The following is a 21,853-nucleotide window of genomic DNA, read 5'->3' as shown; positions in this document are numbered from 1 at the left end:
GCATGATGCTTGCCACCACCGACCTCGCCCCCGCGATCGGCACTGAAATCCGCGCCGACCTCGACACGCTGCTCGGCGGATCGCACGCAGCCGCGCTCCGCGACCTGCTCGAGCGCCGCGGCGTGCTCGTCTTTCCCGCGCTCGATCTGAGCCGCGAGCAACAGGTCGCCTTCGCGCGAACGCTCGGCGATATCGTCGGCCAGGGCGAAAACGGCATCTTCAAGGTCACGCTCGATCCCCGCGAGAATGTCGTGGCGGACTATCTGCGCGGCGCCTTCTACTGGCATATCGACGGCGCGATGGACGACGTGCCGACACGCGCCTCGCTGCTCACCGCGCGCACATTGTCGGACAGTGGCGGCGAGACCCAGTTCGCCAATACCTATGCCGCTTACGATGCGCTGCCCGAAGCGGAGCGCGAGACGCTCGACCAGCTGCGGGTCGTCCACAGCTTCGAGAGCGCGCAGATGATGGTCTATCCCGAGGTCAGCCATGCCGATCTGCTCAAGTGGCGCGCCATCTATGCGCCCAAGGTGCATCCGCTGGTCTGGCGCCACCGGTCGGGCCGACGGTCGCTGGTGCTCGGCGCCAGCGCGTCGCACGTCGAGGGCATGGCGTATCAGGAGGGGCGCGATCTGCTGCGCCGTCTGCGCGACTGGGCGACGCAGCCGCGCTTCGTGTATCAGCATAGCTGGACGGTGGGCGACCTGGTGATCTGGGACAATACCGGCACGATGCACCGCGTCACCCCCTATGCGCTCGACAGCGGACGGATGATGCACCGGACAACGCTGGTCGGCGAAGAGGTGCTCGCCTGATCATCGGAGGAGAAGCGGGATGACCCTGCGCGAGAGATACGGGCCCTGGGCGCTGATCACCGGCGGATCGGAGGGCGTCGGCGCGGCGTTCGCGCGGCAGCTGGGTGCGGCTGGCATCAATCTCGTCCTCGTCGCCCGCGCCGCCGCGACGCTCGATGCGCTTGCCGACGAGATCCGCGCGAGTGCGGGCGTCGAGGTGCGCACGCTTGCGCGCGATCTCTCCTCGGAGGATACGTTCGGGGCGATCGTCTCGTCCACCGACGGGCTCGAGATCGGGTTGCTGGTCCACAATGTCGGCGCGGTGTTCGGGTCGGGGCCGTTTCTCGATGGCGATCTTGACGACGTCCGGCGGACGCTTCGGGTGAACGCGATCGGTCATGCCACACTATCGCTACAGTTCGGCAAGCCGATGGCGGCGCGCGGCAAGGGCGGCATCGTGCTGGTCGGATCGCTGGCCGGTAACGCCGGCGGCGCTTCGATGGTGCTCTACGGCGCCAACAAGGCGTTCGCACAGAATTTCGCCGAAGGGCTGTGGGCGGAGCTCAAGCCTATCGGAGTCGACGTACTGTACGTCGTGCTCGGCGCCACCGACACGCCCAAGCGCGCGGCCTTGAACATCGTCGACGATCCGAGCACCATCGTCGCCGACCCCGCGGACGTCGCGCGCGACGCGCTCTCCAATCTCGACAACGGCCCCGTGCTCGTCCCGGCGCATCTCGAGGACGGCTTCCGCTTCTTCACGTCGGCGCCGCGCCGTCAGGCCGCCGAGGCGATGCGCGACTTGCTCGCGGGCTTCCAACCGGGGATCGGCCGCGACGATGGGTGACGTCCGAAGACGCGCCGCCAAGACACCCGGCGCGGCCGACAAACCGACCCGAACCGCGATCCTCAACGCCGCCGAGGCGATCATGCGCGAGGAGGGCTATGCCGCGGTCAGCTCGCGCCGGATCGCGGCGACCGCGGGCCTCAAGTCGCAGCTCGTTCATTATTATTTCAAGACGATGGACGAGCTATTCGGCGCGCTCCTCGCCCGCGTCGAGGAGCAATATTTCGGTCGGCTGGCGGCGGCGGCGGCGGCGAGTGCCCCGCTCCACGCGGTCTGGGCCATGCTGATCGACGAGAATGGGCCGCGGCTCACCAAGGAGTTCATCGCGATGGTGACGCATCGTCCGGTGCTACGCCGCGAGATCGCCGGATCGGCGGAGCGGACCCGATCGCTGATCACCGCGCTGATCGCCCGCGCGCTGAACGAGCATGCCCCCGATCATTCTCCGCCAGCGAGCGTATTGGCGGTGATGATGGAATCGATCGGACGGCTGATCGTGTCCGATGCGGGGCTCGGGGTATCGGCCACCCACGACGAGACGATCGCTTTTGTCGAAAGCCAATTGGCCCGGATCGAACCGGTCGCGTCCAAGACACCGGGTCGACGCGCCGCCGGTGCGAAACCGTCGTAAGCCCGCAAAGGGTCGTCAGGCGGGCCATCCAGCCTTCGACAGCCCGTTGGCAGCGCGCATAAGGTCCGTTCCTCTGGAGGATCGGCATGACCGCACATCTCAAGATCGACTTCGTATCCGACATCTCCTGCCCGTGGTGCGTCATCGGTTTGCGCGGCCTCGAGCAGGGACTCGCCCGCGCGGCGGACGCGGTCGCGGCGGAGATCGTCTTCCAGCCGTTCGAGCTCAATCCGGCGATGCCGCCCGAAGGCCAGAATCTCGCCGAGCATGTCGCGGAGAAATATGGTTCGACGCCCGAGCAGTCCGCCGCGAACCGTGCGATGATCCGCGAGCGTGCCGCGGCGCTCGGCTTCACCATGGCGACGACGCCCGACAGTCGCATCTACAATACGTTCGATGCGCACCGGCTGCTGCATTGGGCGGAACTCATCGGGCAGCAGAAGGCGCTCAAGGAGGCGCTGTTCGCGCTCTACTTCAGCGCGGGGCGCAACCCGTCGAACCATGACGACCTCGTCTCGGCGGTCGAAGCGGCGGGGCTCGATATGGCCGAGGCGCGCGCGATCCTGGCATCCGACCGCTATGCCGCCGAGGTGCGCCAAGCCGAGCAGCTGTGGCAGTCGCGGGGGATCCACGCGGTGCCCGCGGTCGTGATCAACGACCGCTATCTGATCTCGGGCGGCCAGCCCCCCGAAGCGTTCGAACAGGCACTGCGCAACATTGCCGCCGAGTTGGCGGTGCCGGCCCAGGTCTAGCGCGGTGGGCCAGACCGCCTCGGCAAGTGGCGTATGAACGCCACGCTCCCGCCCCCCGACATCACCCAGTCGATCGCTTCGTTCGAGGCGTGGATGGCTGATCAGCTCGGCGTTCTGCTCGTCGCCGACGAACTGCGTTTCAAGCATGAGCAGATGCGCGCCGACGTCTTCCTGTTCCTGCGCGGCAGCTGCTGGCGCTGGGCCGAGACCGCCGCCTTCGCCTGCCCGACGCTGGGCTTAGGCCCGGTGGCCGCGTCCGTCGGCGATGCGCATGTGGGCAATTTCGGGGTCTGGCGCGATGGCGAAGGCCGGCTGGTCTGGGGCGTCAACGATTTCGACGAGGCGGCCACCATCCCCTATCGGATGGACCTCGCGCGGCTCGTCACCAGCGCCGCCCTCGCGCGCGGCGACGAGGACGCCGACCAGGCGGACATCGCCGAAGCCGCGCTCGACGGCTACGCCGCCGGCCTTGCGGACCCCCGCCCCTGGGTGCTCGAGCAGGACCATGGCTGGTTGCGCGACCTGTTCTCGTCGAGCGACAAGCAACGCATCCGGTTCTGGGCAAAATTGCGCGACGCGGCGCCCGAACAACATGTGCCTTCCGCTTATCACCGCGCGCTCGACGCCGCGGTCGGGCCGTCAGTCGGCGCGACCGCGTTCAGCCGCCGCCGGGCGGGGGTCGGCAGCCTCGGCCGGCCGCGCTTCGTCGCGCTGGCCGACGATGTCGGCGGCCCAATCGCGCGGGAGGCCAAGGCGTTGCTGCCCTCCTGTTGGGATCGTGGCGCCGCCGCGGGCCCGCAATATGCGCTTGCCATCAGCCGCTACCGGGCACCCGACCCGTTTCTTCATGCGGGCGATGGCATCGTCGTGCGCCGACTGGCACCGAACAGCCGCAAAATCGATCTCGGCGCGCACAAGCGCCGCGTCCGCCGGCGTCTGATCGGCGCAATGGCGCGCGACATCGGGGCGATCCACGCCGCCGACGCGGCCAGCTGCGCGGCGATCAGTGCGCACCTCGCCGACCACGGCCGCCAATGGCTGGCGCAGGCGGTGCGCATCATGGTCGACACGACGCGTCGCGACTGGCTCGGCTATCGCGCCGCCGTGCGATAGCAGCCGCGACGACGCTAGCCCGCGGTGTTCAGCAGCCTGTAGCCGATGCCGAGTTCGTTGACGATCAGCGACGGCCTCGCGGGGTCGGGTTCGACCTTCTGGCGCAGGCTGCGGATCAACACGCGCAGATATTCGACGTGCCGCTCATAGTCGTTCGCCCAGATCGTCCGCAGCAATTGCTGGTGCGTGACCACGCGCCCGGGAAAGCGCGCCAGCTCGGCGAGCGCGATGAATTCCTTGGGCGTCAGGTGGACTTCCATGCCGTTGCGGACGACGCGGTGATCGGCGAGATCGATGCGCAGCGAACCGGCAGTGACGACCGACTGGCCGCCGTCCGCGATCAGCCGGTTGCGGAGCGCCGCGCGCACCCGTGCGAGCAGCTCTTCGGTGTCGAACGGCTTGGTCACATAATCCGCCGCCCCCAGATCGAGCGCGGCGACCTTTTCGTCAGTGGCGTCGCGCGCGGAGACGATGACGATCGCCGCGCGCGACTGTTTGCGTATCAACGGGATAAGCTCCAGCCCATCGCGGTCGGGCAGGCCGAGGTCGAGCAGGACGAGCGCCGGCGCGTCGGACGCCACCCTGTCCAGCGCCTCGCGGCCGGTCGCGGCCTCCTTGACGCGGTAGGACGCGCGCTCGAGCGTGACGCGCAGCAGCCGCCGAATCGCACTCTCGTCGTCAACGATCAGGATGATGGGTTCGTTGCTCACATTGAGCCCTCGCCGATGTCCCGCACGAGCAGCCTCTCCGGGAAGTGGATGTTGAAGCGGGCGCCGGGGCGATCGCTGCGATTGGCGGCGTCGACGGTTAACCCCATCGCCTCGGCGAAGCCCTTGACGATCGCGAGGCCGAGTCCGGTACCCGCCTTGGCCCGGTCCGATCCTTCGATCCGTCGGAAGGTCTCGAAGATTTCCTGCTCGCGCCCGACCGCGATGCCGCCACCCTCGTCGAGGATCGACAGCGTCAGCCGGTCCGGCGTCCGGCGCGCCGCGACCGTGATCGGCGTGCCGGCGTCGCCATAGCGGCCGGCATTGTCGAGCAGATTGAGCAGGCAATGGTGGAACAGCTGCGGGTCGACCCGCACCATCGGCAGATCGGGCGCGACATCGAGCCGGAGGTCGTGGCCCTCGAGCGACTGCCTGGTATCGTGGACCGCGCTGGCGATCGCGTCGGTCAGGTCGGTTGCCTCGACATGAAGGGTAAGCGCGCCCGCCTCGACGCGCGCCATGTCGAGCAGATTGGCGACGAAACGCTGCAGCCGCCGCGCCTCGGTCTCGACGCCATCGAGCAGCGCCGACGGCGCCTCGCGGCGCATCTCGGCGAGACCGCCCAGGATCGAGGTGAGCGGCGTGCGCAGATCGTGGCTGACCGACGACAGCAGCGCCGCGCGCAGGCGATCGCGATCCTTGAGCTGCGAGAGCTCGCGCATCTCGCTTTCGAGCTGGAGCCGTTCGAGCACCAGCACGCCCTGGTCGACCAGGCTCATCAGCAGCGGCAGCTGATCCGAACGGACTGGACCGGTGCCATCGTCGCGGGCGATGCCGATCACCGCAAGCCTCCGGCCCGCCGATGTCAGCGGATGGAACAGCCAATCGGAGGCGGTGAGCGTGTCCGAGCCGCGGCCGGCAGGCAGGCCCTTGTCGAGCGACCATTGCGCCGCGGCAAGCTCGATGGTGGCAAGCCGGTCCTCGGGCGGATTGGCGGCGGCGAGAACTGGTCCCGATGGCGATGGCAGCAGCAGCACCGAGCGCACGTCGAACAGGCGCGTCAGTTCGGCGCAGATCGCCTGTGCGAGTTCGTCCACATTGGTCGCTGCCGTCAGCAACCGTGCGAAGCCCGCGATCGCGGCATTCTGGCGCGCGCTCGATCCGGCCAGATCGGCCTGGACCTTGGCGCGCGACGCGAGACTGCTGGTCACGACACCGACGCCGAGCAAGACGAGCAGCGTCACGAGATTTTCGGGATTGCTGACCGTGAAGCTGTAGACCGGCGGCAGGAAGAAAAAATTATACGCCGCCGACGAGGCGAGCCCGGCGACCACGCCCGGCCACAGGCCGAACCGCGTCGCGGCGACCATGACCGGGAGCAGGTAGAGCAGCGCGACGTTCGCAAGCGCGAGGATATGGAACAGCTCGGTGCCGAGCGCCGTGACCGCCGCGATCATCAGCCCAATCGCCGAATAGGTCCGGCCGAGATCGCGCCGGTCGACCGTGCCCCGCCACCGTCTGGGCGGTGCTGCATATCGTTCGAGCGGCAACACGTGCACCGCAAGGCCCGGCGTCTCGCGGATCAGCTGGTCGACGACCGAGCCGTGGCGAAACTCGAACCAGCGCGAGCGCGCGGATTTGCCGACGACCAGCTGCGTCGCCCGGGCGTCGGCGGCATAGTGTTTCAACCCCTCGACCACCGAGGTCGCCGGCATGGTCGCGACCATGCCGCCAAGTTGCGTGACGAGGTTGAGCGTCGCCGCCAGTCGCAGCTGCTCGGCCTCGCCGAACGAGCGGCTGCGCGGCGTCTCGATATGCACGCCCGTCCAGGGCGCGTGGAGCGCGTCGGCGATGCGCTTGGCGGTGCGCACCAGTGTCTCGACGCCGGGCTGTTCGCTGACCGCGACGACGACGCGCTCGCTGCCCGCCCAGGTGCCCGCGAGGGCATGGCTGCGCACATAGTCGAGCATCTGGGCATCGACTGCCTGCGCCGCGCGGCGGAGCGCGAGTTCGCGCAAGGCGGACAAATTGGATTTGGAAAAGAAATGGCCGAGCGCACGGCTGGCCTCGTCGGGAATATAGACCTTGCCGTCCTTGAGCCGCTCGATCAGCTCGTCGGGCGGGATGTCGACGATCTCGATCTCGGCGGCCTCGAGCACGCGGTCGGGTACCGTCTCGCGGACGCGGACGCGGGTGAAGGAGGCGACGACGTCGTTGAGGCTTTCGAGATGCTGGATGTTGATCGTCGAATAGACGTCGATGCCGGCGACGATCAGCTCCTCGACGTCCTGATAGCGTTTCGGGTGGCGACTGCCCGGCGCATTGCTGTGCGCCAGTTCGTCGACGAGGACGAGCCCGGGCCGACGCGCAAGGATCGCATCGAGATCCATTTCCGGAAGCGAGCGGCCGTGCCACTCGATCTCGGTACGCGGCACGACCTCATAGCCGCGGGTCAGCGCCTCGGTCTCGATTCGGCCATGCGTCTCGACCACGCCGATCACCACGTCGGCGCCGTTGCGGCGCCGCGCCGCGCCCTCGGACAGCATCTCGAACGTCTTGCCGACGCCCGGCGCGGCGCCAAGGAAGACCTTGAGCCTGCCGCGGCCCTCCCGCGCGGCGATGCGCAGCAGGGCGTCGGGATCGGGTCTGTCGGTGTTGCCGGCTGTCACCGGCCTGCTGTAGCGCCGAGCCGGTCGAGCTGTCGATTGAGCGCGAGAACATTGACGTGGGCGTCGCCGAGAAAGGGCAGGATCGGCGTCTCGATGGCGCCCTCCACCAATGCCTCGACCCGCGCCTCGGGCAGCCGACGCGCGGCGGCGACCCGCCGAACCTGATACAAAGCCGCCTCGGGGCTGAGATCGGGATCGAGCCCCGAGGCGGAGGCCGTAACCAGGTCAGGTGGGATGGAAACCCCTGGCACGGGATGCAGATTCGCGATGTCGCCCTTGATCCGGTCGACCAGTGGCTGACTGGTCGGGCCGAAATTCGATCCGCCCGAGGCCATTGCGTCATAGCCCTTGCCGGCCGCCGACGGGCGAGGATGAAAATAGCGGTCGCTGGCGAAGCCCTGCCCGATCAGTTCGGAGCCGACGGCCTTGCCATGATCGACGACGAGGCTGCCATTGGCCTGATGCGGGAACACGGCCTGCGCGACGCCGGTCATGGCGAGTGGATAGGCGATGCCGAGCAGGACGGCGAACAGGCCGGTCATCACGAGCGCGGGGCGGAGCGAGGAGGTGAGGTCGTTGTTCATCTGCTTTTCCTTGTTCCCCGGCGTAGGCCGGGACCCGGGCGCCGCACGCGCAGCGCCTGGAACTCTGGGCCCCGGCGTTCGCCGGGGAAACGTTCAGGCAAGACCGAGGCCAGTGACGGCCAAGTCGATGAGCTTGATGCCTGCGAAGGGCGCGAGAATCCCGCCCAGCCCGTACACCGCGAGGTTGCGGCGCAGCAGCGGACCCGCGCCGATCGGGCGGTACTTCACCCCCTTGAGCGCGAGCGGGACCAGTAATGGGATGATCAGCGCGTTGAAGATGATTGCCGAGAGGATCGCCGACTGCGGCGTCGCCAGACGCATCACGTTGAGCACCGCCAGCCCTGGATAGAGCACGACGAACATCGCCGGGATGATCGCGAAATATTTGGCGACGTCGTTCGAGACCGAGAAGGTGGTCAGCGCCCCGCGCGTCATCAGCAGCTGCTTGCCGAGACCCACGATTTCGATCAGCTTGGTCGGATCGCTGTCGAGGTCGACCATATTGCCCGCCTCGCGCGCCGCCTGGGTGCCGGTGTTCATCGCGACGCCGACGTCCGCCTGGGCGAGCGCGGGCGCGTCGTTGGTGCCGTCGCCGCACATCGCGACGAGCTTGCCGCCCGACTGTTCCTGGCGGATCAGCGCGAGCTTGTCCTCGGGGGTCGCCTGGGCGAGGAAATCGTCGACGCCCGCCTCGGCCGCGATCGCCGCGGCGGTGAGCGGGTTGTCGCCGGTGATCATCACCGTGCGGATGCCCATCTTGCGCAGTTCGCCGAAGCGCTCGCGGATGCCCGCCTTGACGATGTCCTTGAGGTAGATCGCGCCGAGCAGCCTGCCGTCGCGCGCGACCGCGAGGGGCGTACCGCCGGCGCGCGCGATCTCCTCGGTGGCGCGGCGCAGATCGGCAGCGGGGGCGGTTTCGCCCGCGCCGGGATTGGCCTTGAGGATCGAATCGACCGCGCCCTTCTGGATCAGCGTGGCCCCCATCCTGACGCCCGAGATCCGCGTCTGCGCGGTGAAGGGGATGATCTCGGTACCTTCGGGCAGCGCGGTCGCCGTCACGCCGAATTTTTCGCGCGCGAGGACGACGACCGAACGGCCCTCGGGAGTCTCGTCGGCGAGGCTGGCGAACAGCGCGGCTTCGGCGAGTTCGGCCTGAGTGACATTGGAGACGGGCCGGAACTCGGTCGCGGCGCGATCGCCGATCGTGATCGTGCCGGTCTTGTCGAGAAGCAGCGTGTCGATATCGCCCGCCGCCTCGACCGCGCGGCCCGACTTGGCGAGCACGTTGAAGCGGACGAGGCGGTCCATGCCGGCGATGCCGATCGCCGAAAGCAGCGCCGCGATCGTCGTCGGGATCAGCGTGATCAGCAGTGCCGCCAGCATCGCGACGGGCACCGAGCCGCCCGCGTAGGAGGCGAAGCCCGGAATGGTGCCGACCGCGATGAGAAATATGATCGTCAGGCCGACGAGCAGGATGGTCAGCGCAATCTCGTTGGGCGTCTTCTGGCGCTCGGCGCCCTCGACGAGCGCGATCATGCGGTCGAGAAAGCCTTGGCCGGGATCGACGCTGACGCGCACTTTGATCTCGTCGGAGATCACCCGCGTGCCCGCGGTGACGGCGGAGCGGTCGCCGCCCGCCTCGCGGATCACCGGCGCGCTTTCGCCGGTGATCGCCGCCTCGTTGACCGAGGCGACGCCCCAGACGACGTCACCGTCCGACGGGATCAGCTCGCCGGTCGTCACCAGCACGACGTCGCCGACGCGGAGCGCGCTGGCGGGCACGTCCTCAATGCGGTCGCCCTTGACACGCTTGGCGGTCAGCTCCGCCTTGGTGGCGCGCAGCGACGCCGCCTGCGCCTTGCCGCGGCCTTCCGCGAGCGCCTCTGCGAAGGTGCCGAACAACACCGTCAGCCATAGCCAGACGACGAGCTGGAGCTTGAACCCAACCGACAGCCCGTCATGCCCGATGACGAGCAGCACCGTCATCAGCGTCGCGACGACGCCTGTCGTGAACATCACCGGGTTGCGGATCAGTTCGGAGGGATTGAGCTTGCGGAAGCTGTCGCCGACCGCGGGCAATATGAGGTCGGCGGTAAACAGCGATTTGGTTGCGGTGCGCGCCATGGCTCCGGTCCTCAGAAGGTCTTGCCGGCGATCATCGCGAGATGATCGGCGATGGGGCCGAGCGCGAGGCTCGGCAGGAAGGTGAGACCGCCCAGGATCAGCACGATGCCGACCAGCAGGCCCACCCACAGCCCGCCCGTGGTCGGGAAGGAGCCGGCGGTCTCGGGCGTGTATTTCTTCGCGGCGAGCGAGCCTGCGATGGCGAGCATCGGCACGATGATGAAGAAGCGCCCGACCCACATCGCGATCCCGATCATGCTGTCGTAGAAGGGCGTGCTCGCGGTGAGCCCCGCAAAGGCCGACCCGTTGTTCCCGACCGCGGAGGTGAAGGTATAGAGGATCTCGGTGAAGCCGTGCGGGCCCTTGTTGAGCGGTCCCGCCAGGCCGGCGCCGACCACCGCGCTTACCGCGGTGAAGCCGAGGATGATCAGCGGCAGCACCGCGATCGCCAGCACCGCGAGCTTGACCTCGCGGCCCTCGATCTTCTTGCCGACATATTCGGGGGTGCGCCCGACCATCAGCCCCGCGACGAACACCGCGAGGATGGCGAACAGCAGGAAGCCGTAGACGCCCGCGCCGACGCCCCCGACGACGACCTCGCCGAGCTGGATGTTGATCAGCGGGATCATGCCGCCGAGCGCGGTGAAGCTGTCGTGCATCGCGTTGACCGCACCGCACGAGGCGGCGGTGGTGACCGCGGCGAACAGCGCCGAGGCCGCCGCGCCGAAGCGCACCTCCTTGCCTTCCATATTGGGTCCGGCGACGCCGAGATGGTGGACGATCGGGTTGCCGCCGGCCTCCTGCCAATAGCAGACGCCCACGCCGACCAGGAAGATCATCACCATCGCCGAGAGGATCGCCCAGCCTTGCCGGGTGTTGCCGACCGCCTTGCCGAACGTCCAGGTGAGGCCGAAGCCGATCAGGAAGATCGAGAGCATCTGGACGAAGTTGGTCGCAGCGCTGGGATTCTCGAACGGGTGCGCGGAATTGGCGTTGAAGAAGCCGCCGCCATTGGTGCCGAGCATCTTGATCGCCTCTTGCGACGCGACCGGGCCGAGCGCGAGCGTTTGCTTGGCGCCCTCGAGCGTGGTGATGTCGACCGAGCCCGCCAGCGTCTGCGGCACGCCGCTCGCGACCAGATACAGCGCGTAGACGATCGAGATCGGCAGCAGCAGATACAGCGTGATGCGCGTACAATCCGCCCAGAAATTGCCGATGGTTTCCGCCTCGCGCCTAGCAAAACCGCGGAAGAAGGCGAAGGCGAGCGCGATGCCGGTCGCGGCGCTGAGGAAATTGTGAATGGTCAGGCCGAACATCTGCGACAGGTTCGACATCGTCGATTCGCCCGCATAGCTCTGCCAATTGGTGTTGGTGGTGAAGCTGATCGCGGTGTCGGCGGCGAGATGCTCGGGCAGCGCCGCCAGCTTGTTAGGGTTGAGCGGCAGCACCCCCTGCAGGCGCAGCACCGCATAGGTGAGCAGCATCAGCACCGCGTTGAACACGAGCATGTGGACCGCATAGCGTTTCCAGCCCATCTCCTCGGTCGGATCGATACCGGAAAGCCGGTAGAAGCCGCGCTCGACCGGGCCGAGCACAGCGTGCAGCGGCGTCCGCCGGCCTTCGTAAAGCGCGTGGAGCCATAGCCCCATCGGTTTGGTCAGCGCGAGCAGGACGCCCACGAAGACGAGGATGAGCAGCCATCCCTGGATTGTCATAGCTCCGCTCCTCTCAGAAGCGTTCGGGGTGCAGCAGCACCGCGACGAGGTAGAATAGAAGGCCGATTGCGGTGATCGCGGCCAGCCAGAGGTCGAGGGTCATGGCGTTTCCTCAGATGCTGTCGCAGAGGCGGACATAGGCGAGCGTCGCCGCCAGCAATCCGAGCATGATCGCGATCCAGATGATGTCCTGCATCGAACAGCTCCTTCAGCAGGCCGGGCGCGGCGCAGAAGTCGCCGACCGTCGCGGCCGACGCCCGGACGCCGTAACGGCGTTCGCCGGTTCGATTGCGGAAGAGGATCGCATCCCGTCGTCGCGCTGGCGCGGGTCGTGAAGCGGTATCGTATGAAGGCTGGTCATGGTCGTCCCCGTCAGCCGCGGATCGGACGCCGGGAACCGGTGTCCTATCTGCGAGGACAACTCATCTGACGGACGACGCGTAGGAATCCGAGACAGGACGCCGAACGTCTCCATAGGATTTCCATAGAATTCTATCCAAGCAGCCGTTTTTCGACGATCCCAGGGCTCGCGCCACGACCGACGGCTAGAGGCCGGCCTTGTCGAGGATCGCGGCGAACTCGTCGTTCATCTCTTCCGCATCCTTGGGCGTCAGGCGATTGAGTGCGGTCTGGATGCGGGTCTGTGCGACCTGCAGCGCCTTGTGACGGACTTCACGCGTGACGTTGGTCCGCCACGACCGGCTCTCGCCGAGCAACGCTGCCCACTTGGCCTCCTCGACCGCCAGGATGGAGAGTGCCAGTCGCAGGCCGTCCCGCCGCCCCTGCGCATAGTCATAGGACATAAGGATGCTTCCTGTTCGACCGTCGGCCCGACGACGCGTCGTACCAGAACGACAGCGCGCCCTGCCTAATACGCCCGCATGGGCGTGATCAAGCCGAAGGCCATTTCCCTCCGCCGATCCCGCAGCAACAGCGCTGTTCCATGCGCGCGCCGCCCCGCGGGATTCGCCGAAAGTGGTTTTGCGAATCAGCGCGAACTGTGATGTTACTGGCCAGGGCCGATGACCGATGGCCACGAAACAGCATGACTCGGTCGCTCCCGCTTATGTCGCTGGCGGGGAACTGGGGACGACGATGATGCTTGTGAGCGGTGATTTCCCCGAGATTGGCGCCTCCCCTACAGACACCGTCGCCGTCATTCAGGTGGCCTTGGTGGAGTCGTTCGGCAGCGACGCCGGTCGGGTCGCTCAACAGCAGGTCGCCAGAGGACAGCATGATCCGCAAATGGCCATATTGTGGGCGTCGGTTAACGACGGCTTGAGCGGCTGAGCAGCGCCGTCATCGCCCCGAAGCGTCGCGGAGCCGCGTGAGCAGGAAGGCGCTCAGCCAGGTTCGCGCGGCGTCCTCGGACATGAACGCCTTCGACCAGCGGCTGTCCATCGCCCGCCGGATCTGTAGCTTTGCCAGACTCGACGACACGATGATCGCGAGATGGTCGCCTTCCTGATAGACCAGACGATTGAGGCGATAGTAGCGCTCGATCACATCCTGACTTTGGACCCCGGTCTCCCGACGATCGACCATGACCAAAGCCGCGCCATAGGTCGACCGTGCCGCCGTGACGAAGCGCGTCAGTTCGACGTCGTAGCGATCGCAGTCCTTCGTAGTCCAGAAGCCGTGGAAGACGGAATGGACGACCCCTGTCTGCGGCTCGACGTGCAGGGTGAAAGCCGGATCCTCGACCCGCCCAAGCACCGGAATGGCAATGGCATCAAACTTACCCACAACATCCACCACGGTTGAACGCCTAGACTATCCTCCTCCCGAAACAGGATATTTCCGTTAAGTCTTCCCTACTTGCGCGCTACGGCCGCAGCGAAACAGACTAAGGTCTATGGCGCGATCACCGATGAGCTCGTCGACCATGTGCCCCGTCAGCGGCCGGCCGCATAGGGGCCGATGATCGTTCCGACAAAGCCGCCGGCCTTTTGCGTACTGAGAAAGCTGGCGTCGACATCGGTTGCGAGCGTGCGGGATTTGCCGCCGACGATGAAGATGGCGCTGGCCCTGCCACCGTTCAGATGGAGCGACAGCGTCACGTGGCGCCCGGTCAATGGCGCCGCCGCGACCACGCGTTCGCCGCTGTCCTTCGGCCGAACGATCAGCACGACCTCCACCCTGCCCTCGCGACGGACCAGTCCGAAGAAGAGATAGGCCTCGTCATTCTGCACAGCCGCAAGGCCAGCGCGATCGCCCGTTTGCTGCGGGCGGTCGTCGAGGTCGATCGACACGGTCGCGACCGCGGTCTGCTGGCGGCGACCCACGAATCCGGGCACAGACCGGAGATCGCCCAGCCGGCCGGCCGGTTGGAGACGCAGATGATGGTCCGCCACGGTTGCGAAGGCGTCCGACGGCCCTCGGATCCCGATCCATTGCAGGCCGAGCCGGCCGCCTTCGAACTCGTCCCGATAGGTCACGTCGCCGGCGAGGGGCACGGCCGGCACCGGGTCCGGTGGAAGCATCGGACGTTTGGCGGCGAACGGAATGCGTTGGCCGTGCGGCAGGATGACCGGCCAATCCTGCGGCCAGGTGACCGGGAGCAGAAACGTCTCGCGCCCGCTATTGTACAGGTCCGGCGCATAGGGCCGGACCGCCAGGAAGGTCGCCCACCAGTCCCCAGCCGGCGTCGTGACGAAGTCGGCGTGGCCGGCGCTGCTCACCGCATCAGCGCGGGTGGCGGGCAGGTCCCGCTGGGTCAGGATCGGATTGCCGGCGAATGGCGTGAACGGCCCGGTCGGGCCGGACCCGCGAAACACCACCTCGGAATGCTGGTCGGCGGTGCCTCCCTCGGCGGCAATCAGATAGACATAGGCGCCGCGACGGAAGAGGTGCGGGCCCTCGATCCAGACCGGTCGCTTGGCGATGTCGGTGCCGCCATTGACGATCTGGGTACGGGCACCGCTCAGCTTCAACGCGCGCCAATCGAATTGCTGAACCCATATCGCGCGATGGCCCTCATAGCGCGGGGCTTCGTCGGGTGGGCCATTATTGACGATCCAGGCGCGGTCGCCGTCCCAGAAGATCGAGGGATCGATGCCATCGAACGGGAGCCATGTCGGATCCGACCACGGACCGGCCGGATCGCGCGTGGTGATGACGTAGTTGCCCCCGCAGCCCACGCAGGTGTTGATGATATAGAACAGGCCGTCGTGGAACGAGATGTCCGGCGCGAAGGCGCCGCGCGACACGCTGAGCCCGGCGAAGTCGAGCTGGCCCGGCCGGCTGATCGCGTTGCCGATCTGCGTCCAGCTGACGAGATCGCGCGAATGGAAGATCGGGAGGCCGGGGAAATGCGCGAAGGACGAGTTCACCAGATAATAGTCGGCGCCGACGCGCACCACCGACGGATCGGGATAATAGCCATACAGGATCGGGTTGCGATAGTCGTCGCGACCGGGCGCGACGCGTTCCTCGGTCTGTCCCTGGTAGACGAAGTGGCTGAACGTGGCGGTACGTCCGGGTTGCGCCAGCAGTGCTTGCACCGGTGCCGCATGCGCGAATCCACCCGTCGCCAGGAGCAGCAGCATCGCAGCTTTCATCGTTCGTCTTTGGCTAGCGGCGAAACTGCGCCGCGGTTTAGGCGCGCGCGTGTCGGTGGCACCGTGGACGCCGAGACCACCCGGGTTTCCGGCACCGGGCCATAGGCCTGGCCAGCCCCGACAAACCGGATCTCGAAGCGATCGAGCGTCACCCCGGGATCAAGCGCATAGACCTCCAGCCTGTGGCTGCCGGGTGCCAAAGGCTGCTCGGCTGAGTCAGCGACGGCCGCATTGTCGAGCACGTTCTGCCGCCACTTCGCGCCATAATAGGCCGCAGTGAAGTCGAGCACGCGGGGCGTGGCCCCATCGATCGATACCGCGATCCGCATCTTGCCGCCCTTGTTGGCCGGGATCAGCGGCAACGCCACCGCCCTGATCGTCGCGAGCGCGTCGGTCACATAATTGGGGAAGCTATAGTCCCGGTCCGGCGGCCGCGTCGCAAAGCGGTAGAGCAGCCGCGGCGCCTTGGCCAAGGCCGCCGCGTCGCTCGGATCGATCGGCGCCATGTCGAGATCGGCCTGCACGTCCGCCTCGCTATGGCCGACGCCGTCCAAGACAGTCCAGGCCCCGCTGAGCTGATCGGCATGCGCGGCGTAGATCGATACGACGCCTTGCGCATCGACGAATGAGGCCGCCGTGTCCGCGACCGGCGGCGCAAGCCGGACATGGACGTCGATCGGCTTCTGACCGGCCGAGCATTGGACGTGGATCAGCCCGTCGACACCATCGCGCGGCGCCTTGGACCAGTCGACCGAGACGAAAAGCCGCTGCTCGAAGCCCGTTTCGGCGGAAAAGACACCGGCTTGCTTGTCGAGCGTGATCCATGGCGCGCCCGGCGTGGCGCTCCAGCGCGCGGCGACCGGCTGTTCGGTGAAGATATCGAGGAAATAGCGGCGGTCGCGCAACTCGGGGCTGAAACCCGGCAGCGTCGGAAACCACCAGCCTTTGTCGTCGAAGAAGCCGCCGCCCTCGACCTGGACGCCACAGCGCCGTTCGTCGGTCGGCATGGTCCAGTGCGGGATCGCGGGGGGCAGGTAATTGGGCAGGAATTGCGGATAGTCGGTGACGATCCCGTTCCATTTGCCGCCCTCGGTCGCCTGATTGTAGCGGCGGACATTGTCGACGATCGCCTGATGCGCCTGTTGGGCGTCCTCGGCATAGCGATTGGCGCTCGCGCGGCGCTGCAGGCCATAGGCCAGCGACTTGTCGAGATCGAGCTGTTGCAGGCTCATGTTGCCGCCGGTGTTGATCGTGTAGTCGACGAGTTCGAAGAAGGCCGACTTGCGATCGTCGGGCAGCGACGCCAGCAGACTCTTCGACTGTGTCATGATCGATCTATAGGCATCGGCGCGGCGCGCATTCTCATCACCGAAGTCGGTGATCGCGAACCGGCCCTGCTGGACAGGGGTCTCGGGGAAGGTGGTGGTGAAGCCGGTGAACTCGGGGTTCCGATCGAAGGCGAGCTTATAGTAGCACCACATGATGTCGGCGATCTGCGCGCCATGCTCGGCACCGAATGTCTGCGCTGCCCAGTCGCGCATATAACGCCGCGTCGATCCCGGTGTCGCGAACGCGTCCATGTCGAACGCCATCGCGAGGAAGAAATCGACCAGATATTCGCACGGCTTGATGTTGCCGACGTTGAGCATCCACACCGTGCGCGCATCGGCGTGATAGGCGCGCCGAAGCTCCTCCCACATCAGATTGGGGTCGGTCGATCCGAGCATCAGATAATTGCCGGGCGCGCCCCAGAAGGTCGCGTGATAATAGACGCCCGAACCGCCAGGCCGCTGGCGCTCCTTGGCGTCGTCAAGTTGAAGCATATAGCCGTAATTATCGTCCGGCCAGATGATCGTGACGTCCTTGGGCAGATCGATGCGACCGGTATTATAGGCGGCGGCGACCTCCTTATAGGGCGTAAAGACCTGCGGGATCTGATCGGCGGGCTTGTGCAGCGTCTCGGTCAGGATGTTTCGCTGTTCGGTGACGACATCGCGGAGGATGTCCCCCATTTTCTCGGCGGAGTCGGCGCCCTCCATCGGGAAGTCGTCGGCGCCGCGCATGCCGATCGTGTAGAGGTTGTCATACTGGCCCCATTTCTCGACGGCGCCACGCCAATAGTCCTTGAGGCGATCCTTGTTCTTGACCCAGTTATAGGGGCCCTTTGTCTTGGGATCCCATTCGAGCGCGTTGTTGCGCAACAGCATCTCGACATGCGATGTGCCACGGACGATCGCATAGTCAGCGGCAAGATTGTAGTTTTCGGGTGATGCATTGAAGGGCGGGTCGCCGCCGTTCATCGCCGGCCACAGCATGTTGGCCTTGAGCCGCCACATCAGCTCGTAGACGCGCTGATAGGTTTTCGGTCCGATGCCGCCGGCGGCCGGATCGTAGGTCTTGGCCGCCCAGACCTTGAGATTGTCGGCGTTGATGAAAAAGCCGCGATATTTGACAGCGGGTGGCTTGGCATAGCGCAGGTCGGCGGAGATCGCGATGCGATCGACCGTGCGGGTCTTCACATCCGCCCACCATTCCCAGGCAGAAATCCCGATCTCGCGGCTGAGATCGATCACCCCCCAAATCGTACCGCGCGTGTCCGATCCGAAGATCAGCAGCGCCTTCTGCTTCCCATTCCAGGGCGCAGGGATGACGACGCGGCCGTAGGTCTCCCATTGGCTGCGGATCGGCGTCGTATCGATATGGTTGGCCTTGAGCAGCGATGCGATCCTGGGGTCGTCGGCTCGGCCGATGATGACGCCGGTCCCCTCGCCGCCTTGCATGTCGGCGGCGAGCAGCGGCGCGCGGCCCGATCGCGCCGCGACGTCGTGGGCGAGCAGTTCGGCTGCCTTGGCAACCGGCGTGCCGCTGGCGCTGTCATAGGTGATGAACGGGACGGTCGCGCGGTCCGCCAGCACGATGGTTGCCGCAGATGCAGCGCCCGGCACGACCAGCACCAACGACAGCGCCAGAAGCCAGGCGTGACGCGGAACCAAGCGCCTGATGCGAGCGACGGCGCGATTCAAGCTGTTCGCTCCTGATGTCCACCGCATCGTCGCCTTGCTCCTTGGGTGCGGCCATCCGGACGTTCGGATCAGCCGCATTTTCGTGGTCCGTTCGCCAAAAAAAAGACCGGCATTGCGAGATGCCGGTCGAGGAGGGAGAACAGGAGGGGATGTCGCTTAGATCGAGACGCGGAAGCCCATCAGATATTCGCGACCGGGATAATAGACGCTGTACGGCGCGTTCTCGTAGCCGAACACCGTGCGGATCGGGGCGTTGGTCATGTTGAGCATGTCGAACGTCACGCGGAACGCCTTGTTGAGGAAGGGCAGCTGATAGCCTGCCGACAGATCGAGCTGGCCGCGCGAGTCGCTGCGGAGCGGCACGTTGATGCCGTTCTGCGGCGCGTTCGCGGCGATCGACTTGCCCGTCCAGACATAGTTGAGGCTGACCGACACACCATGCCCCTCGTAGAAGCCCTGCAGGTTGTAGGTCCAGGACGGCACGCCCGGCGCGAGCAGCCCGGTCGCCGAGCTCTGGTGCAGGTAGGTGGCGTTGGCGCGGTAGCCGAGCCCGCGGACCAGGAAGTCGAGCGGCATCACCCAGGTCGCCTCAATGCCCTTGAGCAGCAGACGGCCGTTGTTGATCGGCTGGGTTAGCTGGATCGGGAGATCGTTGACTGCGACGCCCGTATTGGCGGCGCGGTTGGTCAAGGCGCTCTGCTGCGTCGTCGTCAGCGTCGAGAACGGCACGGCGAGCGCGGAGAACGGCACCGTCGTCAGCTGGTTGACGGTGAAGCCGTCGGTGTCCTTACGGAACAGATCGAGCCCGATATAACCGATGCCGCCGGTATAGTATTCGCCGCCGAGATCGATGTTGTTGGAGGTATAGGGCTTGAGGTTGGCGTTGCCCGACGTCGCGATCTGCGCGCTGGGATCCGAGAAGGTCAGGCCCGGCAGGAGCGATCCGACATCGGCGCGGGTGATCGCCTTCGACGCGGCAAACCGCAGCTTGAGGTGGCGCGTGACGTCATAGGCCAGGTTGAACGACGGCAGCCAATCGTCATAGGACGAGTTGAACGCGCGCTGGACGATGCCGACGCCAGCGCGACCGGGGGCCGCGACCACCTGGCTGGTGTTGAAGTACCGGACACCCGCGTTGAAGTGCAGGTCGCGGTCGAGGATCTGCGTCGTCGCGTTAAGCTCGGCGTAGCCGCCGAAGGTCTTCTCGCGGATCGTGCCGACCGAGCCGCCCGTGACCGCGCCGGTGCCTTCCGGCGCGCTGTCGAGATACGACTGGTAGTTGGTCGCCTTCTCCAGCGCGGAGAGATTGTCCATGATGTAGCTGGTATAGCCGAAATTGCCGCTCGCCAGATGGCCGAAGTTGGTGATGCTGCTCGGCTGCAGATATTGGGCGAGCTGCGAATTCGGCACGGTGCCGGTCGAACCGTCGCAGGTCGCGCCGCAGACGGAGGTCTGGAAGGCGGTGCTGTTGTCGTAGGCGCGGACGCTCAGGAACGAATTGTCGTATGCGCCGCCAACCTTGATGTTGGCCTTCTCGTCGCCGAGGGTCGTATCAAGATGCGCGCCCTTGGTCGTCGTCTCACGACGCACCGCCGACACGTTGACGCGGTACCACTGCCAGCCGAGGTTCGGATTGTTGAGGTCGACATTGGGGACGATCGTCGGCACCTGACCACCATTGTTGGTGTAGGTGACCGACACGCCCGACTGCGGCGTCGTCTGGAAGTCGAACTGCGGCTGCTCGCGGAAGAAGGTGCTGTGGCCATAATTGACCTGCGCGTCGACGCGGATGCGGTCGGCGGGCTTCCAGGTCACGTTCGGGTTGATGTTGTAGAATTTGGTGGTCTGGTTGAACACGTCGTTCTCGAGGAAGAAGCTCGAATTGGCGAACGTGCCCGAGGTGACGACGTTGTTCGAATCGACGGTCAGGTTGAACGGCACCATGCCGCCGGTTGCGGTCGGCCCGGTGCCGGGACCGGAGTTGCGGACCTGCCAGTTCATGTTGAAGCGCTCATAGTCGCGCTTCGACACGTCGTAGAGACCGTCGAGTGCGAAATGCAGCGCGTCGCTGGGCCGCCATTCGAACGATGCCAGCGCCGAGATGCGCGAGCGCGTGCCGACGGTGATGCTGTCCCGGCCAAGGCGGGGAATCTGAGCGAGCGTGAGCTGCTGCAACGACAGGCCCGACGTCTGCGCGAGGTTGACGGGCGTGCCCGGCGTCAGGCCGTGGCCGGTGTTGTTGGGCACGGTCGTCGCGAAGCTGAAGCCGTTGCCGTCCAGCGCGCTGTTGTTGCAGCCGGTGCCGCAAGCCAGGTTCGCGTCGGTCCAGCCGATCGACTCGAAGCCGTCGATACGCTCCTTCTGGGTGTAGCCGGCAAAGCCCAGCAAGACGCCGAAGGTGTCGCCGAACGTCTTGCTGGCAACGACCGCGCCGCGCGGGCCGAACTTGCTGTTGGTGTCATGGCCGTCGGCCTGACCCACCACCGTGATATGCTCGCCCGGGCGGTCGAACGGCCGCGCATTGCGCAGGTTGACGGTGCCGGCGATGCCGCCCTCGAGCGTCGAGGCGACCGGCGTCTTGAGCACGTCGAGCCGGGTGAACAGCTCCGAGGGAAAGAGATCGAGATCGACGGCGCGGGTCGGACCGCCGCCGTTGGTGCCGCCGTCGGATGCGACGCCGATATTGTTGCCGTTGAGCAGGACCTTGACGAAGCTGGGCCCCAGGCCGCGGATCGAGACCTGTACGCCTTCGCCGTCGATGTCGCGGCTGATGTTGACGCCCGGGATACGGTTGAGCGTCTCGGCGAGGTTGGTGGCGGGCAGCTTGCCGATATCTTCCGCGAAGATCGAATCACCGAACGCGACCGACGACTGCTTCGCGATCGTCGCGCTCTGAAGGCTCTTGCGGATACCCGTCACGATGATCTCGCCGGCGCCGCCCGCGGTATCGGTGGGTGCGGCGACCGGCTGCGAGGCCGTCACCGGGCCGTTTACCGGCGCGGCAGGCGCACCGACGCGCGCATTGGTGTCGGCATTTTGCGTCGTGGAGTCAGGCTGTAGCACGGTCGCGGCAGGCGATGGCGGTGCGCTGGCCACGGGCGCGCCCTGGGCGAGCACGGGAGACGCGAAGGACGCGGCGCCGAACGCAACGGCAGCCAGCAGGCGCGCGCGGTTCGATGGACGATAGGCATGCGGAAGCACTGTTCAGATCCCCTGTGTAGTTCCGCTCGGACGGCGGATTGAATAGTGTCGCGTGATAACGCTAACACGGCTTATGTCTGACAAGACAAGTGATGTGTCAAGAGGTAACCGTACGTGATATTACATGTCG

The 21,853-nt window shown here is 66.5% G+C and carries 18 protein-coding genes; 7 read left to right on the top strand and 11 right to left on the bottom strand.

All coding sequences use genetic code 11. The features are described 5' to 3' along the window. The first annotated feature begins 5 nt into the window (after positions 1-5). The 5 genes from Q0326_RS05015 (at position 6) to Q0326_RS04995 (ending at position 4,140) form a co-directional block, all read left to right on the top strand. Entirely contained in the window at positions 6-818 is an 813-nt protein-coding gene (locus Q0326_RS05015; RefSeq protein ID WP_298687758.1) for a TauD/TfdA family dioxygenase, read from the top strand. A gap of 19 nt (positions 819-837) precedes the next feature. Beyond that, complete coding sequence (locus tag Q0326_RS05010) at positions 838-1,644, top strand: SDR family NAD(P)-dependent oxidoreductase (protein ID WP_298687756.1); 807 nt, start codon at positions 838-840, stop codon at positions 1,642-1,644. Next, complete coding sequence (locus tag Q0326_RS05005) at positions 1,637-2,275, top strand: TetR/AcrR family transcriptional regulator (protein ID WP_298687754.1); 639 nt, start codon at positions 1,637-1,639, stop codon at positions 2,273-2,275. The genes Q0326_RS05010 and Q0326_RS05005 overlap by 8 nt, the downstream gene beginning before the upstream one ends. Before the next feature lie 86 nt (positions 2,276-2,361). Next, complete coding sequence (locus Q0326_RS05000) at positions 2,362-3,027, top strand: DsbA family oxidoreductase (protein WP_298687752.1); 666 nt, start codon at positions 2,362-2,364, stop codon at positions 3,025-3,027. A 33-nt stretch (positions 3,028-3,060) separates the two neighbouring features. Next, positions 3,061-4,140, top strand: a complete 1,080-nt coding sequence (locus Q0326_RS04995; RefSeq protein WP_298687750.1) for a DUF2252 family protein — start codon at positions 3,061-3,063, stop codon at positions 4,138-4,140. Between the two features lie 14 nt (positions 4,141-4,154). On the opposite strand, the gene Q0326_RS04990 is transcribed toward Q0326_RS04995, so the two are convergent. From Q0326_RS04990 to kdpF, 6 genes are all read right to left on the bottom strand, one after another. After that, positions 4,155-4,850, bottom strand: coding sequence for a response regulator transcription factor (locus Q0326_RS04990; RefSeq protein WP_298687748.1), 696 nt, complete (start codon positions 4,848-4,850; stop codon positions 4,155-4,157). Beyond that, positions 4,847-7,516: a sensor histidine kinase KdpD gene (locus tag Q0326_RS04985; protein ID WP_298687746.1), complete on the bottom strand. Its 2,670-nt coding sequence runs from the start codon at positions 7,514-7,516 to the stop codon at positions 4,847-4,849. The genes Q0326_RS04990 and Q0326_RS04985 overlap by 4 nt, the downstream gene beginning before the upstream one ends. Then, positions 7,513-8,100 (bottom strand): potassium-transporting ATPase subunit KdpC, encoded by a 588-nt coding sequence (kdpC, locus tag Q0326_RS04980; RefSeq protein ID WP_298687744.1) that lies wholly within the window; start codon positions 8,098-8,100, stop codon positions 7,513-7,515. The genes Q0326_RS04985 and kdpC overlap by 4 nt, the downstream gene beginning before the upstream one ends. 93 nt (positions 8,101-8,193) lie before the next feature. Further along, positions 8,194-10,224, bottom strand: a complete 2,031-nt coding sequence (gene kdpB, locus Q0326_RS04975; RefSeq protein WP_298687741.1) for a potassium-transporting ATPase subunit KdpB — start codon at positions 10,222-10,224, stop codon at positions 8,194-8,196. A gap of 11 nt (positions 10,225-10,235) precedes the next feature. Continuing rightward, complete coding sequence (gene kdpA / locus Q0326_RS04970) at positions 10,236-11,939, bottom strand: potassium-transporting ATPase subunit KdpA (RefSeq protein ID WP_298687739.1); 1,704 nt, start codon at positions 11,937-11,939, stop codon at positions 10,236-10,238. A gap of 13 nt (positions 11,940-11,952) precedes the next feature. Further along, positions 11,953-12,042 (bottom strand): K(+)-transporting ATPase subunit F, encoded by a 90-nt coding sequence (kdpF, locus tag Q0326_RS04965; RefSeq protein ID WP_298687737.1) that lies wholly within the window; start codon positions 12,040-12,042, stop codon positions 11,953-11,955. Between the two features lie 64 nt (positions 12,043-12,106). On the opposite strand from kdpF, the gene Q0326_RS04960 reads away from it, so the two are divergent. Continuing rightward, complete coding sequence (locus Q0326_RS04960) at positions 12,107-12,274, top strand: hypothetical protein (RefSeq protein ID WP_298687736.1); 168 nt, start codon at positions 12,107-12,109, stop codon at positions 12,272-12,274. A gap of 210 nt (positions 12,275-12,484) precedes the next feature. Here Q0326_RS04960 and Q0326_RS04955 read toward each other — a convergent pair whose 3' ends face one another. Then, entirely contained in the window at positions 12,485-12,742 is a 258-nt protein-coding gene (locus tag Q0326_RS04955; RefSeq protein ID WP_298687734.1) for a hypothetical protein, read from the bottom strand. A gap of 226 nt (positions 12,743-12,968) precedes the next feature. Here Q0326_RS04955 and Q0326_RS04950 point away from each other — a divergent pair, with 226 nt between their 5' ends. Next, complete coding sequence (locus Q0326_RS04950) at positions 12,969-13,229, top strand: hypothetical protein (RefSeq protein ID WP_298687732.1); 261 nt, start codon at positions 12,969-12,971, stop codon at positions 13,227-13,229. 9 nt (positions 13,230-13,238) lie between these two features. On the opposite strand, the gene Q0326_RS04945 is transcribed toward Q0326_RS04950, so the two are convergent. The 4 genes from Q0326_RS04945 to Q0326_RS04930 all read right to left on the bottom strand — a co-directional run bounded on the left by Q0326_RS04945 (position 13,239) and on the right by Q0326_RS04930 (position 21,504). Next, positions 13,239-13,697 carry a hypothetical protein gene (locus tag Q0326_RS04945; protein WP_298687730.1) on the bottom strand — a complete coding sequence of 153 codons (459 nt, stop codon included), beginning with the start codon at positions 13,695-13,697 and terminating at the stop codon, positions 13,239-13,241. A 137-nt stretch (positions 13,698-13,834) separates the two neighbouring features. Next, a complete protein-coding gene (locus tag Q0326_RS04940) occupies positions 13,835-15,487 on the bottom strand; it encodes a glycoside hydrolase family 43 protein (RefSeq protein ID WP_298687728.1) in 1,653 nt (550 codons plus the stop codon). An 8-nt stretch (positions 15,488-15,495) separates the two neighbouring features. Beyond that, entirely contained in the window at positions 15,496-18,492 is a 2,997-nt protein-coding gene (locus tag Q0326_RS04935) for a glycosyl hydrolase 115 family protein (RefSeq protein ID WP_298687726.1), read from the bottom strand. A 186-nt stretch (positions 18,493-18,678) separates the two neighbouring features. Further along, positions 18,679-21,504, bottom strand: coding sequence for a TonB-dependent receptor (locus Q0326_RS04930; protein ID WP_298687863.1), 2,826 nt, complete (start codon positions 21,502-21,504; stop codon positions 18,679-18,681). Between the last annotated feature and the right edge of the window lie 349 nt (positions 21,505-21,853).

The sequence above is a fragment of the uncultured Sphingomonas sp. genome, assembly GCF_937859915.1.
Classification (GTDB): domain Bacteria; phylum Pseudomonadota; class Alphaproteobacteria; order Sphingomonadales; family Sphingomonadaceae; genus Solisphingomonas.
This window is presented reverse-complemented; position numbering and strand designations above follow the sequence as displayed.

Bases quoted from the DNA above. Each gene is read 5' to 3' on its own strand.
- Q0326_RS05015 (WP_298687758.1), top strand. From the start codon at position 6: ATGCTTGCCACCACCGACCTCGCCCCCGCGATCGGCACTGAAATCCGC.
- Q0326_RS05010 (WP_298687756.1), top strand. From the start codon at position 838: ATGACCCTGCGCGAGAGATACGGGCCCTGGGCGCTGATCACCGGCGGA.
- Q0326_RS05005 (WP_298687754.1), top strand. From the start codon at position 1,637: ATGGGTGACGTCCGAAGACGCGCCGCCAAGACACCCGGCGCGGCCGAC.
- Q0326_RS05000 (WP_298687752.1), top strand. From the start codon at position 2,362: ATGACCGCACATCTCAAGATCGACTTCGTATCCGACATCTCCTGCCCG.
- Q0326_RS04995 (WP_298687750.1), top strand. From the start codon at position 3,061: ATGAACGCCACGCTCCCGCCCCCCGACATCACCCAGTCGATCGCTTCG.
- kdpC (WP_298687744.1), bottom strand. From the start codon at position 8,100: ATGAACAACGACCTCACCTCCTCGCTCCGCCCCGCGCTCGTGATGACC.
- kdpB (WP_298687741.1), bottom strand. From the start codon at position 10,224: ATGGCGCGCACCGCAACCAAATCGCTGTTTACCGCCGACCTCATATTG.
- kdpA (WP_298687739.1), bottom strand. From the start codon at position 11,939: ATGACAATCCAGGGATGGCTGCTCATCCTCGTCTTCGTGGGCGTCCTG.
- kdpF (WP_298687737.1), bottom strand. From the start codon at position 12,042: ATGACCCTCGACCTCTGGCTGGCCGCGATCACCGCAATCGGCCTTCTA.
- Q0326_RS04960 (WP_298687736.1), top strand. From the start codon at position 12,107: ATGATCGCGATCCAGATGATGTCCTGCATCGAACAGCTCCTTCAGCAG.
- Q0326_RS04955 (WP_298687734.1), bottom strand. From the start codon at position 12,742: ATGTCCTATGACTATGCGCAGGGGCGGCGGGACGGCCTGCGACTGGCA.
- Q0326_RS04950 (WP_298687732.1), top strand. From the start codon at position 12,969: ATGGCCACGAAACAGCATGACTCGGTCGCTCCCGCTTATGTCGCTGGC.
- Q0326_RS04940 (WP_298687728.1), bottom strand. From the start codon at position 15,487: ATGCTGCTGCTCCTGGCGACGGGTGGATTCGCGCATGCGGCACCGGTG.